General features: G+C 69.4%; 11 protein-coding genes. 4 read left to right on the top strand and 7 right to left on the bottom strand.

The window, feature by feature from the left end:
• Window positions 1–25: 25 nt before the first annotated feature.
• A complete protein-coding gene (locus IEZ21_RS14560; protein ID WP_033323716.1) occupies window positions 26–796 on the top strand; it encodes a group II truncated hemoglobin in 771 nt (256 codons plus the stop codon).
• A gap of 36 nt (window positions 797–832) precedes the next feature.
• On the opposite strand, the gene IEZ21_RS14555 is transcribed toward IEZ21_RS14560, so the two are convergent.
• The gene (locus tag IEZ21_RS14555) at window positions 833–1,744 is read right to left on the bottom strand and encodes a helix-turn-helix transcriptional regulator (protein WP_189322325.1); all 912 of its coding nucleotides are present in this window, start codon (window positions 1,742–1,744) and stop codon (window positions 833–835) included.
• Window positions 1,745–1,930: 186 nt separating this feature from the next.
• Here IEZ21_RS14555 and IEZ21_RS14550 point away from each other — a divergent pair, with 186 nt between their 5' ends.
• Together IEZ21_RS14550 and IEZ21_RS14545 are read left to right on the top strand one after the other, a co-directional pair.
• The gene (locus tag IEZ21_RS14550) at window positions 1,931–2,971 is read left to right on the top strand and encodes an NAD(P)-dependent alcohol dehydrogenase (RefSeq protein ID WP_189322324.1); all 1,041 of its coding nucleotides are present in this window, start codon (window positions 1,931–1,933) and stop codon (window positions 2,969–2,971) included.
• A 197-nt stretch (window positions 2,972–3,168) separates the two neighbouring features.
• On the top strand, window positions 3,169–5,181 hold the full coding sequence (locus IEZ21_RS14545) for a serine/threonine-protein kinase (RefSeq protein WP_189322323.1): 2,013 nt from the start codon (window positions 3,169–3,171) through the stop codon (window positions 5,179–5,181).
• Window positions 5,182–5,299: 118 nt separating this feature from the next.
• Here the strand turns inward: IEZ21_RS14545 and IEZ21_RS14540 are convergent, their stop codons facing one another.
• On the bottom strand, window positions 5,300–6,058 hold the full coding sequence (locus IEZ21_RS14540) for a DUF899 family protein (RefSeq protein ID WP_189322322.1): 759 nt from the start codon (window positions 6,056–6,058) through the stop codon (window positions 5,300–5,302).
• A gap of 207 nt (window positions 6,059–6,265) precedes the next feature.
• Entirely contained in the window at window positions 6,266–6,931 is a 666-nt protein-coding gene (locus tag IEZ21_RS14535) for a DUF4389 domain-containing protein (RefSeq protein ID WP_189322321.1), read from the bottom strand.
• A gap of 252 nt (window positions 6,932–7,183) precedes the next feature.
• Between IEZ21_RS14535 and msrA the strand changes: the two genes are divergently transcribed.
• Window positions 7,184–7,696 (top strand): peptide-methionine (S)-S-oxide reductase MsrA, encoded by a 513-nt coding sequence (msrA, locus tag IEZ21_RS14530; protein ID WP_189322320.1) that lies wholly within the window; start codon window positions 7,184–7,186, stop codon window positions 7,694–7,696.
• 315 nt (window positions 7,697–8,011) lie between these two features.
• Here the strand turns inward: msrA and IEZ21_RS14525 are convergent, their stop codons facing one another.
• From IEZ21_RS14525 to IEZ21_RS14510, 4 genes are all read right to left on the bottom strand, one after another.
• Window positions 8,012–9,016, bottom strand: a complete 1,005-nt coding sequence (locus IEZ21_RS14525) for a MerR family transcriptional regulator (RefSeq protein WP_189322319.1) — start codon at window positions 9,014–9,016, stop codon at window positions 8,012–8,014.
• Window positions 9,017–9,020: 4 nt separating this feature from the next.
• Window positions 9,021–9,692 carry a HEAT repeat domain-containing protein gene (locus tag IEZ21_RS14520; protein WP_189322318.1) on the bottom strand — a complete coding sequence of 224 codons (672 nt, stop codon included), beginning with the start codon at window positions 9,690–9,692 and terminating at the stop codon, window positions 9,021–9,023.
• A 263-nt stretch (window positions 9,693–9,955) separates the two neighbouring features.
• Window positions 9,956–11,071, bottom strand: coding sequence for an AI-2E family transporter (locus tag IEZ21_RS14515; protein WP_189322317.1), 1,116 nt, complete (start codon window positions 11,069–11,071; stop codon window positions 9,956–9,958).
• Window positions 11,072–11,204: 133 nt separating this feature from the next.
• A complete protein-coding gene (locus IEZ21_RS14510; RefSeq protein WP_189322316.1) occupies window positions 11,205–12,326 on the bottom strand; it encodes a hypothetical protein in 1,122 nt (373 codons plus the stop codon).
• Window positions 12,327–12,408: the final 82 nt, after the last annotated feature.

The following is a 12,408-nucleotide window of genomic DNA, read 5'->3' as shown; positions in this document are numbered from 1 at the left end:
GGCCGTTCGTGTTTGTGTGGGGGGTATGACTGTTCAGACTGTCGAGTACATCAGGTACCGGATTCCCGAGCAGCAGTCGGCGCAGTTCCTGGCCGCCTACACCCGTGCCGCCGTCCACCTCGCCGCGGCCCCGCAGTGCGTCGACTACGAACTGGCGCGCTGCGAGGAGGACTTCGAGCACTTCATCCTGCGGATCACCTGGACCTCGAGCGAGGACCACATCGAGGGCTTCCGCAAGTCGGAGCTGTTCTCCGACTTCCTCGCCGAGATCCGGCCGTACGTGGGCTGCATCGAGGAGATGCGCCACTATAAGCCGACGACCGTACGCGGCACGGGCGCGTCCGTGCCGACGCTGTACGCCTGGGCGGGCGGCGACGAGGCCTTCACCCGGCTCACCGAGGCCTTCTACGACAAGGTCGTCAAGGACGACGTCCTCGCCCCCGTCTTCGCCGGTCTCGCCCCCGAACACGCCTCGCACGTCGCGCTCTGGCTCGGCGAGGTCTTCGGCGGCCCGCCGGCCTACTCCGAGACGCAGGGCGGCCACGGTCACATGGTCGCCAAACACCTCGGCAAGGGCATCACCGAGGCGCAGCGCCGCCGCTGGGTCAACCTCCTCCAGGACGCGGCGGACGAGGCGGGCCTGCCGACCGACGCCGAGTTCCGCTCGGCCTTCGTCGCGTACGCGGAGTGGGGGACCCGGCTCGCGGTGTACTTCTCCGGTCCGGACGCCGTGCCTCCGGCTGAGCAGCCGGTGCCGAAGTGGAACTGGGGGGCGGCTCCGCCGTACCGGCCATAGGACTTCTGCGGCTTCAGCGGCTTTCGCGGCGGGGTGCTACGCCCGGGGAGCGGACCTGCCGGCGTGGGTGGCATCCGTGCCCCAACTGGCCAGCAGACGCAGGGCCTCGGCCGACGGGGAGCCTGGTTCGGCGTGGTAGGTGACCAGCGACTGCTCGGCGTCGTCGACCATGCTGAACGTCTCGAAGGACAATGTCAGCTCGCCGACCAGCGGATGCCTCAGGCGCTTGACGCCGTGGCTCTTCTCCTTGACGTCGTGTGTGGCCCACAGCCGCCGGAACTCCTTGCTCTTGACGGAGAGTTCACCGACCAGGGCGGACAGCCGCGGGTCCTCCGGATGACAACCGGCGTCCATGCGCAGATAGCTGACCATGTCGGACTGCTTCTGGTCCCACTCCACGAACAGCTCGCGGTACGCGGGGTTCAGGAACACCAGCCGCGCCCAGTTCCGCTCCTGCGGCGGCAGCTCCGCCCAGTCACCGAAGACCGCCGCGGCCATCCGGTTCCAGGCCAGGATGTCCGAGCGGCGCCCCACGATGTACGCCGGGACACCGTCGATCGAGTCCAGCAGCTGCCGCAGCGCGACCCGCACCTGCTGGGCCCGCGCGGTCGGCTTCTTCTTGTGCTGCTTCGGCTTCGCCAGGTGCATGAGGTGCGCGTGCTCGGCACCGGTCAGGCGCAGGGCGCGCGCGATGGAGTCCAGCACCTCCGCCGAGACGTTCTGCCCGTTGCCCTGCTCCAGGCGCGTGTAGTACGCCACGGACACCCCGGCGAGCTGCGCCAGCTCCTCGCGGCGCAGTCCCGGCACCCGGCGGTGCCGCCCGAAGTCGGGCAGCCCCACGTCCTCCGGCTTCAGCCGGGCACGCCGGGTGCGCAGGAACTCGCTGAGCTCGGCGCGGCGGTCCAGGCCCGTGCCGGGCTCGTGTGCGGGGTCGGGCTGTTCGTCCATGCAATCCAGTATTCACCGCCGATTCCCGGTCGTACGCACAGGAGCCTGACCCCGCCAGTGGTACGCACGGCGTGCGTACGCAGAACTGTGGTCTGGGTGAATGTTGAAAGGTCCGGCAGGCTGGACGCCGTGCCCGGACGGAAAGAAGGCAGCCGGGCACGAACCCTCGCTAGGAGAACCCCCGGCATGACCACTGTTGCCGCATACGCCGCACCCGCCGCCAAGGCTCCGCTGGAGCGCACCACCATCGAGCGTCGGCCGGTCGGCGAGTTCGATGTCCTGATCGACATCAAGTTCGCCGGCATCTGTCACTCCGACATCCACCAGGCCCAGGAGGGCTGGGGCGAGGCGATCTTCCCGATGGTCCCGGGCCACGAGATCGCGGGCATCGTCTCCGAGGTCGGCCCCGGCGTGACCAAGTACAAGGTCGGCGACCGTGTGGGCGTCGGCTGCTTCGTCGACTCCTGCCGCGAGTGCGGCAACTGCAAGGCCGGTCAGGAGCAGTACTGCGTCACCGGCGGCGTCCCCACGTACAACGGCATCGGCAAGGACGGCGAGCCCACCTACGGCGGCTACTCGCAGAACATCGTCGTCGACGAGAACTACGTCCTCCGCATCCCCGACGGCCTCTCCCTCGACGTCGCCGCGCCCCTGCTCTGTGCCGGCATCACCCTCTACTCCCCGCTGAAGCGCTGGAACGCCGGCCCCGGCAAGAAGGTCGCGATCCTCGGCATGGGCGGCCTCGGCCACATGGGCGTGAAGATCGCGCACGCACTGGGCGCCGAGGTGACGGTGCTGTCGCAGTCCCTGCGCAAGCAGGAGGACGGCCTGAAGCTGGGCGCCGACCACTACTACGCCACCAGCGACCCGAAGACCTTCCAGGAACTGCAGGGCACCTTCGACCTGATCGTCTCGACGGTCTCGGCCCCGCTGGACTTCAACGCCTACCTGACGCTGCTGAAGACACAGGGTGCGCTGGTGAACGTGGGCGCCCCCGAGGAGCCGATCTCCCTCAACCTCTTCTCGGTGATCGGCGGTGGCAAGACTCTCGCCGGTTCCATGATCGGCAGCATCGCGGAGACCCAGGAGATGCTGGACTTCTGCGCCGCGCACGGCATCGGTTCCGAGATCGAGCTGATCGAGGCGTCCGAGGTCAACACCGCGTACGAGCGGGTGCAGAGCAGCGATGTGCGGTACCGGTTCGTGATCGACACCGCGACGATCTGAGTCGTCGTACGGCTGGAGGCGGCCGACCAGGGTTCATCCGCGTCGGCCGCCTCCAGCCAACCCATGCAGTAACCCGCGATCAGCAACCCGAAGCCAGGTAGCGTCTGTTCTCGTCAAACGGAAGCTCATAGGCAGCCGACTCGTGACCTTCGTGGCGCAGAGTGGGGTGGAGCGCCGACCGAGGGGAGAACAGCCAGATGACGAAGCCGGCGACGGGCGACTTCGGTGCCGGCCCCGTTGGGGTCGGCGACAGAGTCGGGCCGTACCGGCTGCTCAGAAACCTCGGCGCCGGTGGCATGGGCCGGGTCTGTCTGGCGCGCTCGGAGGGCGGGCGTACGGTCGCGGTCAAGCTCATCAAACCGGAGCTGGCCGCCGAACCACAGTTCCGCGAGCGCTTCCGGCTGGAAGTGGCGGCGGCGCGCAGGGTGAGCGACCGCTGGACCGCGCCGGTCCTCGACGCGGACACCGAGGCCGAAACGCCGTGGGTGGCCACCGGCTACATAGCGGGGCCCTCGCTCGAACACATCGTCTCGCCCCGCGGGCACGGCCCGCTGCCCGCCCTGTCCGTACGCACCCTCGCCTACGGACTCGCCTCCGCCCTGCTGGACATTCACGGGGCCGGACTGGTCCACCGCGACCTCAAGCCCTCCAACATCCTGATCACCATCGACGGCCCCCGGGTCATCGACTTCGGCATCGCGCGGGCGGTGGACGCGGTGCCCGGCTCGACCCTGACCAGCTCGGGCATGCTGGTCGGCTCGCCCAGCTTCATGTCGCCCGAGCAGATCAGGGACGAGCCGGTGGGCCCGGCCGCCGACGTCTTCTGCATGGCCGCGGTGCTGGCGTACGCGGCGACCGGGCAGACCCCGTTCGGCGGTGGCGGCTCCGGCGGCGTACACGCCGTGATGTTCCGTATCGCGCAGGAGGAGCCGGACCTGACGGGGATCGAGGAGCCGCTGCGGGGACTGATCGCGGACTGCCTCGCCAAGGAGCCGACGGCCAGGCCGACTCCCCAGGAGGTGGCCGCACGGGTGCAGCCGGCTGCGACCGGCAGCTCGTCACCGCCGTGGCTGCCCGCCCAGATCATCGCCGAACTGGGGCGCAGTGCCGTGCAGTTGCTCGATACGGATACACCGGCGCGGGCCGGCACGCCGACAACGTCGGCAGGATCGGCACCGGGCGTCTCCACGCCGTCGTCCGCACCGGCCGCCTCCGCACAGTCGCCCGCCGCTTTCCCCGTGACCTGGGAGGAACCTCCCGCGCCGGACCAGCCGGGGCAGCCGGAACGGTCGGAGTGGGGGACGCAGGTCCTGCCGAAGCCGAACCTCGGGCCTGGTCACGCGGAGCCGACTCCGTCGCCGCGCCCTCGTCGCGCGGGCGTGGGCTGGGGCCGGCGGGCCGCGATCGCGCTGGGGGCCGTCGCCGTAGTGGCAGGAGCCGCGTTCGCCGCCTCGGCCGCCGGTCTGCCGCTGCCCTACGGGGGCTCGGACTCGGACTCCGGCTCCGGTGACACGGGCGGCCCGGCATCCGATGTGCCCAAGGAGTTCGTGGGCATCTGGGCGGGCGAGGTCGAGCGGGACGGGAAGCCCACCGGTCAGTACCGCCGGTTCGCCGTCTCGCCGGGGCAGTTGGGCGAGATCGTCGCCACCAGCATCAGCCTCGGCAAGGACTACGAGTGCAAGAGCGACGGCAAACTCACCGCCAAGCCGTCCGGTGGCAGTGCCGGCAGCGGTACGTCACTGCGGCTGGACACCAAGGTCGTCAGCAGCGTCCCCGCGGGCACCTGCTCGGCCCTCGGCGAGCATGTCCTCTCCCGGACCGGTGACTCGCTCCGCTGGGAAGCGGCGGGGCGTACCGCCGAACTGCACCGGATCGAGGGACCGGAGAAGCTCCCCGCAGGGCTGCTCGGCACCTGGCAGCGGACCCTGGACGGCGGTGGCACGCAGCGGATGACCATCGAACAGAAGCCGGTGGGCAGCCCGGCCGCCGCGCTGGTCTCGGACGGCGCCGGCAACCACTGCGAGGCCGACATGAACCTGGTCGCCACAGGGGAGGCGGACAGTCCGATACGGTTCGCCCCGCCCGAGGCCGACCGGGCGGACTCCTCCGGCACCTGTCGCTTCGGCGGTTCCTCCACAGTGCGCCGCGAGGGCGACACACTCGTACGCGTGCTGTCCGATGGCGAGCGGCTCACTTATACGCGGGGGTGAGTCCCGGTCGGGCAGGGACCCCTCCGGTCCTCCCGCTCTCCAGGAGCGCGGTGGGCACACGTGCTGTGCCCACCGCGGTCTTCGGACGGTGGTTCCGCCGTGGCTGCCGGGCCCGGGCTCAGCCGCAGCAGCCCGAGCTGCCTGTGCCGGATTGTCCGCCGTGCAGGTCGTCGTCGTACCCGGCGGCGATCCGAGACCATTGCGCGGTCGGCCGTCCGTCCTTGCGGAACTGCTGGCCGCGGGTCTCGTATGGCTGCGGCCAGCCCGGAGGGGAGTCCTCCCAGGTCTCCTGCCGTCCGTGGACGGTCATGTCGAGGATGCCGTAGGAGGGCGCCATGGGCTCGACGCCGCGGCTGGTGGTCCAGTACGTCTCGTAGACGTGGTCCCCGTCGCGGAGGTAGCACGCCTTCATGCCGAAGTGGCGGCCGGCGACGAGCCGTTCGTGGGACTCGGCGGGTACGGAGTACCAGGGCATCTCCCAGCCCATGAAGCGGCGGTAGCGGTCCGACTCCTCGTAGGGGCCCTGGCAGAAGGCGGCGAAGGTGACGTCACGCTGGTGCAGATAGGACAGTTCACGGACCTGGCCGGTGAAGAAGGTGCAGCCCACGCACTGGTCGGCGGCGGGGCGGCCGTCGTGCCACATGTGATACGACGCGAACAGTTGCGTACGGCCCTCGAAGACGTCGATCAGGGGAACTTTTCCGTTGCCTCCGACGAGCGGAGTCGACGGGTCGACCTCGGTCATGGGCAGGCGTCGCCGTGCGGCGGCGATCGCATCGCCCTCCCGGGTGTGCGCCTTCTCCCGGGCACGCAGGGTCTCGTTTGCGGCCAGCCACTCCGAGCGGGAGACGACCGGCGGCTTGCTCATAGCAGTCATGCCCATACTGACCCGGCAGCCGACAGAAACTCATCGGCGGAGACCCAAGGCGGGCCCAGCGTCCACAGCCAGTCCATGACCCGCCCAGAAGCGCGCCGACCGGCACCGCGGCGAAAACGTCCGGCGGAACCACTAGAGTCACCGACCCGCCGCCCGGAGCGGAACTCGTGCACCCGCCGCCGCACGATCAGCATGGGGATCGCCTGGTCAGTCAGGCTGCGTCGTCGCCGGTACCGCCTCCCGCCCTCCCATGTCGAGCCGGAACGGCGGGTACCGGTCGGTCATCAATGCGGCATAGACGGTGACCCGGGCGACCCAGCGGGCCAGACCGAGCAGGAAGTCGAAGAGATGCCCCGGATAACGGGCCCTGACCGCCAGAATGATCACGGCGACCAGCGACAGAAAGGGAATCAGGCCGCTGTAACGCCAACCGTCGTCACTGCCCCAGCCGCCGACGAAAATCCCGACAACGATGTACTGCGGAATCGCCAGCAGCCACCACTTCACCAGGACGAGACCGCGGGAGAGGCGCTCGGGATAGACGACGTCGAAGTGCGCCGGATAATCCGTGACGTCGGCGAGGGTGAACGGCGGGTACCGGTCGGTGCCGAGCACCGTATGGGCGTAGTAACTGACACGCCAGTTCCAGCGCATTACGCCGACATTGAAGTCGAAGAGGGCTCGCGGATACCGGCCGGTGATGAGGATGGCGAAGAACGCGACGATGGTCACCAGCGCGAAGGCGATCCACAGGAAGAACAGCACGATGTAGTGCGGAATGGCGAGAAGCCATTTCACCAGCCACATCCATCGGGACAGTCGAGGATCGAGAGACGCCTCGATACGCACGGCTGAAGCGGTGGCGGGAATCATGGGGGCACAGCTCCTTTCGAGCGTCCTGTTCGGCAGGAGCCCCGGCCGAGGTGATCGCCGATCATCAACTCAGGCTCGCATGTGGGGAAGAAGGTCGCGACTTGTCGCCATTTTTCGCGTGGGACAAGTCTGTTCGGACGGGCACGGAATCACCTGGAACCCTCGCGCGTTGAGGAGGGTGGGCATGGGATGCCGGTGGTGTGCGAGCCGAGTAGCCCGAGTGACCGAACTGGCAGATATGGGAGGGTCGCAATGGCTGCGCAGACGCAGAGGGCCGTGCTGGCGGGCGGATGCTTCTGGGGGATGGAGGAGCTGATCCGCCGACTTCCGGGGGTGACGGCGACCCGAGTGGGATACACCGGGGGTGACGTGCCGAACGCGACGTACCGTAACCACGGCACGCACGCGGAGGCCATTGAGATCCTTTTCGACCCCGCGAAGACCGACTTCCGCGCGATCCTGGAGTTCTTCTTCCAGATCCACGACCCGAGCACAAAGAACCGCCAGGGCAACGACATCGGCCTCAGCTACCGCTCGGCGATCTACTACGTGGATGACGAGCAGAAGCGGATCGCCGAGGACACGATCGCGGATGTGGACGCCTCTGGGTTGTGGCCGGGCAAGGTCGTCACTGAGGTGGAGCCGGTGGGTCCCTTCTGGGAGGCCGAGCCCGAGCATCAGGATTACCTGCAGCGTTACCCGGACGGCTACACCTGCCACTTCCCGCGCCCGGGGTGGCGGCTGCCCGCCCACGCTGAGGGCTGACCGCGAGGTGGTCCGGCGGACGGCGGAGGCTGACTGGCGGGGGCTCCGCAAGCCGGGCCACGCTTGCCTCTGCGGGGCCGGGTGCCCCGCTGTGGGCGAAGGGACGGGCGGCGGTACACAGTCGGGGCAGGTCACCCAGTTCGGCGCCCGCCCCGCCGGGCCTGTGATGCCGTGTGACCCGTTCCGCCGGGCAGCGACGCCACGAAGCTGTGGCTGAGTGGCGCAGTGGGCATTTTGGCGCCCGGATCGGCTCGGCTGAGCGTCCGGTCGGCGCGCCGGACGGGGTGGGCGCTGCGGCACCCCAGGAGAGATCCGTCACCGTGCGTCGCGTAGCTGAAGAAGGTACGCCGCGGTCAGCGCAACGGCACGGTTCCCGTCATGCGACAGCTCCACGAGGGCACATGAAGCCGTGCTCCCCGGGATGTCCGCCAGCGCCTGGGTCAGCCGTACGCGTGCAGGTGCTTCAGTGGTGTCGTGGGCGAGGCGGTCGACGAGCCTGGTGGCGATCTGATCCGCCGTCGTGGCGTCGCTCGCCAGCATGCTCAGTGCATCGGCTGCATCGGTGTCGTTCCTGCCCGCCACGATCATGTCGATGAGTGTTGGGACCGCATCGGCGATTCCACGCGTCCCGAGCGTCACAGCCGCATGGCCGCGGACCACGACATCGGGGTTCGCGAGGGCGTCCCGCAGCCGGGCGGTGGCCTCGTCACCGGGCATCTCGGCGAGGGACTGAACGGCACGTTCCCGCACCGCGGCCACCGGTGAGCCGAGGCCCTCCGCCAGCAGCGCCGTGCCGCCGTCGCCCGATCGCGCCAGCGCCCATCGAAGGGCTCCGGCGACGTTCGGCTCCGTCTCCCGAAGTACCGCCTCGACCAGGGCCTCCACCGGCACCGGAACCTCGTCGACCGAGGAAAGGGCCGCGCGCTGGCGGGTGGCGGCGCTCTGCGACCCCAGCGCCTGGAGGAATGCGACGGCCTGGAGGACGTCCTCCCAGCCGGCGGGGTCCGCGGCGTCGATCCGGCGGAGCCGCGTGAGCAGCTCGGTCTCGGCCGCGATGCGGTCGCGTGTCTGACGGATGAGGTCGTCGACGAGCGCCGAGGGCGTGAAGCCGGGATCGTCGAGCGCGCGTCCGATCTCACGCAGCGACAGACCCAGCGACCGCAGGCTCTCGATGTGGAAGATCCGCCGGATGTCCTCGCCGGAGTACTCCCGATAGCCGGAGCCCGTACGACCCGAAGGCCGCATGAGGCCGAGCGACTCGTAATGCCTGAGCATGCGGGCACTGACCCCGGACCGTCGCGCCACCTCACCGATCAGCACGGTTCTATGGTCCGTCCTGAGGGGCCCCGGTGAGGGCCACCACGCGCTTGGCCTCCTCGATCGCCAGCTCGAATCCGGCGTCCGGGTCGCGCAGCAGCCGTTGTGTGGCGAGCGCGTGCGCACGCACGCGCGGGTCATCAGCCGTCGTCGCGGCATGCAGAACCGGCACGATCACTTCACCCAGCGCGACCAGCGCCTGGCTGAGACTCAGCTGCGTCTCCTGCTCACCGCGCCCGAGCTGCGTCGCCAGGACCGCGGCCAGGGCGGACTCCTCGCCTTCCGGCACGAGTACGACCGCGGCCCGCCAGGCGCTCCGCGCCACCTCGTCGTCGGCGTCGGACAACAGCGCCCGTGTGATCGCCGGCCACGCCTGCCGGTCCCCGATCTTGGACAGCGTGTGCAGCGCCTGGCTGCGTGCCTGCGCACGCTCCGAGCGGACTTCGCGGAGCAGCTCGGGGAGCGTCAGGGACACCGGGTGGCGGGTGAGCGCCCAGGTCAGCATGTCGCGGACGAAGAACTCGGGCTCGATCGCGCATCGCTCGATGAGCTTGTCGACGAAGCACGGGTCAGGCGCCGTACCGACCGCCAGAGCCGCCCGCAGCCGCACGTGCGAGCGGCTGTCCTCCAGGCCCTGGAGCGCTCGTATCGCATCCGTGTCCCCTCTCGTCATGGTCATCGGGACCACCTCCTTGGGAAGCAGTGAAGGCTTTGTCACCGTGTCAAGGTCAAAGGTTCACCGGGCGACTTCGCACCTTCGCCGGTCTTGAGGGCTCATCCGTGGGAGCCGCAGCGATGCCCGTCGGACAGGAAGCTCCCCAGTTCGTCTCGAACGGGTCGCCTGGCTTGACGCTCGTTCCGCCGTGTCTGTGCTGTCAGGTGACCCGCCCTTGGGGCAACGGTTCGTCAGGCGTCGGGTCGGGGGCCAAACCTGGGCACCTGCTATGACGGGACGGCGGCGCCGGTGTCCGACTCCCCGGTCCCCGGTTCCCGTGACGGGGCGCTGAGCTGCTCGCGCACGTAGTTCCAGACCACCGCGATCAGCGCGGCGATCGGTACGGCGAGCAGACTGCCCACGATGCCGGCCAGACTGCCGCCCAACGTCACCGCCAGCAGGATCACGGCCGCATGGAGGCCGAGCCCCCGACTCTGGATCATGGGCTGGAACACGTTGCCCTCCAGCTGCTGCACCACGACGATGATGGCCAGCACGATCAGAGCGTCCGTCAGGCCGTTGGAGACCAGTGCGATAAGCACCGCGACGAAACCGGCGAACAGGGCGCCGATGATCGGCACGAACGCGGAGACGAAGGTCAGCACCGCCAGCGGGAGCACCAGCGGTACCCCCAGAATCCACAGACCCAGGCCGATCAGGACGGCGTCGAGCAGGCCGACGGCCGCCTGCGAGCGTACGAACGAGCTCAGGGTGTCCCAGCCGCGCGCGGCCACGGTCGGGACGTCGCTGGCGAGCCGACCGGGCAGCTGACGGGAGAGCCACGGCAGGAATCGCGGGCCGTCCTTGAGGAAGAAGAACATCAGGAAGAGTGCCAGGACGGCGGTGACCACGCCGTTGACCACGGTGCTCACTCCCGTGACGACCGTGCTGACCATGCTGCCGAGGGCGTCCTGGGCACGGGCGACCGCGGTGTCGGTGGCCTTGGTGATCTGGGCGTCCTCGATGTTCAACGGTGGCCCGGCGGCCCACTCGCGCAGTTCCTGGATGCCTTCGATCACGCCGTCGGTCAGCTCGCCGGACTGGGACGCCACCGGTACTGCGATCAACGCCACGACGCCCGCCGCGACCAGGAGGAACAGCACGGTCACAACTGACGCGGCGAGGGCGGGTTTCCACCCGTGGCGACGGAGGAAACGAGCCAGAGGCCAAGTCAGTGTGGTCAGAAGCAGGCCGACTACGAGCGGCCACACGACCGACCACATCCGGCCCCAAAGCCACAAAGTCACCGCCAGCATCACAAATATCAGCAGCAACTCTCCGGAGACACGCGCCGATGTGCGGAGCGCGGCGCGGGTCTTCGTGGAACTCAAAGTGGCAGTCACGTGGGCACCCTATTGCTTACTCAAGTCACACTGGTATCGCTGTTCGCGCTACTGTGCGGCAACTTGAGAGCACGGGTGCTACTTGTCGCGTGGCAGAACGTACGGGCCCCGTCCGGAACTCCAACCGGGTCGTTCAGTGCGGCAGCGTCGCCGGGCTCCCTCCGTTCGCCTCGTATCCCGCGACCGCCAGCGCCCGGTACACCGCGTAGTCCGCCGCCGGGTCCGGCGTCAGCGTCCATGGCAGCGCCCCTACGTGGCCGTCGACGTGCACGAGCTGGCTCATCGCCTCGGCCCAGCGCTCGCCGCGTACCAGGAAGAACACCAGGAGATGGCGTACGTGGGCGAGCATCGGGTCGTCCGGGCGGGCCGCGTGCACCGCGAAGAGCGCTCCGTGGACCGCCTTCGTCACGACCTCGCTCTGGTAGAAGCCCTGGACGAGGTTGACCTCCGGCAGGTGCTCGAAGACCGCGAAGAGGGGCATCGCCGCGAGCAGCGACCCCTGCGGGGCGCGCGCCGCAGCGGCTTCCGCGAAGGTGTACGCCACCTCGCGCGAGCCGTGCCACTTCTCGCACCAGTAGTGCAGCGCCGCCAGATGCGCTCCCATGTGCGCGGGGGCGCGGTCGAGTATCTTCAGCCAGAGCTTCTCGAACTCCGCCTGTGGATACGCCAGTCCGCGTGCCACGGAGAGCTCGATGATGTACGGGATCGGGTCACCCGGGGAGAGCAGCGCCGCCTCTTCGCAGGCCGACTTCGCCTCCTCCATGATGATCCGGAACTCGTCCGTGCCCGGTGTCGACGTACGCCACGCCTGCTGCACCAGGAACTCCGCATGCACGGCCGCGCCGCCCGCGTCCTTGGGCTTCTCGGTCCGCCAGACCCGCAGCCACTGCCCGCCGGGGCTCTCGCTGACCCCGCCGGGGCGCTGGTGCAGCTCCAGCGACGCGGCGCCCGCGAAGGCCTGCACGCGCTGCCAGCGCAGCTCGCCGTCTGTCTCCGTGCCGGCGAGGAGCTGCGACGCTCCCCGGTAGTCCTGGCTGCGCTGCACCAGGTCCAGGACCTCCAGCAGGTCCGGGTCGGGGCCGGGCATGCGGATGTCCAGCTCCTCCTGGCGCAGGAAGCCGTAGTTCGCCGGATCGGCCGCGTCCGGGTCGCCGGGAGCGACCTGCTGGATACCACCGGCACGTCTGCGCATCAAGATCGGCCCGAGGACGAAGCCCATCATGACCAGCGCCATCAGGACCCAGAGAATCTCCATGTCTCAAGCGAACCAGACGGGTCCGACAATTGGCCAACCTGGTCGGCAGTTCCTGTGGAAAACCGTCGGTCGCACCGCCGTC

The sequence above is a fragment of the Streptomyces flaveus genome, from assembly GCF_014647675.1.
Lineage (GTDB): Bacteria > Actinomycetota > Actinomycetes > Streptomycetales > Streptomycetaceae > Streptomyces > Streptomyces flaveus.
This window is presented reverse-complemented; position numbering and strand designations above follow the sequence as displayed.

Excerpts from the sequence above, each read along its gene's own strand:
- IEZ21_RS14560 (WP_033323716.1), top strand. The coding sequence starts at position 26 with ATGACTGTTCAGACTGTCGAGTACATCAGGTACCGGATTCCCGAGCAG.
- IEZ21_RS14555 (WP_189322325.1), bottom strand. The coding sequence starts at position 1,744 with ATGGACGAACAGCCCGACCCCGCACACGAGCCCGGCACGGGCCTGGAC.
- IEZ21_RS14550 (WP_189322324.1), top strand. The coding sequence starts at position 1,931 with ATGACCACTGTTGCCGCATACGCCGCACCCGCCGCCAAGGCTCCGCTG.
- IEZ21_RS14545 (WP_189322323.1), top strand. The coding sequence starts at position 3,169 with ATGACGAAGCCGGCGACGGGCGACTTCGGTGCCGGCCCCGTTGGGGTC.
- IEZ21_RS14540 (WP_189322322.1), bottom strand. The coding sequence starts at position 6,058 with ATGACTGCTATGAGCAAGCCGCCGGTCGTCTCCCGCTCGGAGTGGCTG.
- IEZ21_RS14535 (WP_189322321.1), bottom strand. The coding sequence starts at position 6,931 with ATGATTCCCGCCACCGCTTCAGCCGTGCGTATCGAGGCGTCTCTCGAT.
- msrA (WP_189322320.1), top strand. The coding sequence starts at position 7,184 with ATGGCTGCGCAGACGCAGAGGGCCGTGCTGGCGGGCGGATGCTTCTGG.
- IEZ21_RS14520 (WP_189322318.1), bottom strand. The coding sequence starts at position 9,692 with ATGACCATGACGAGAGGGGACACGGATGCGATACGAGCGCTCCAGGGC.
- IEZ21_RS14510 (WP_189322316.1), bottom strand. The coding sequence starts at position 12,326 with ATGGAGATTCTCTGGGTCCTGATGGCGCTGGTCATGATGGGCTTCGTC.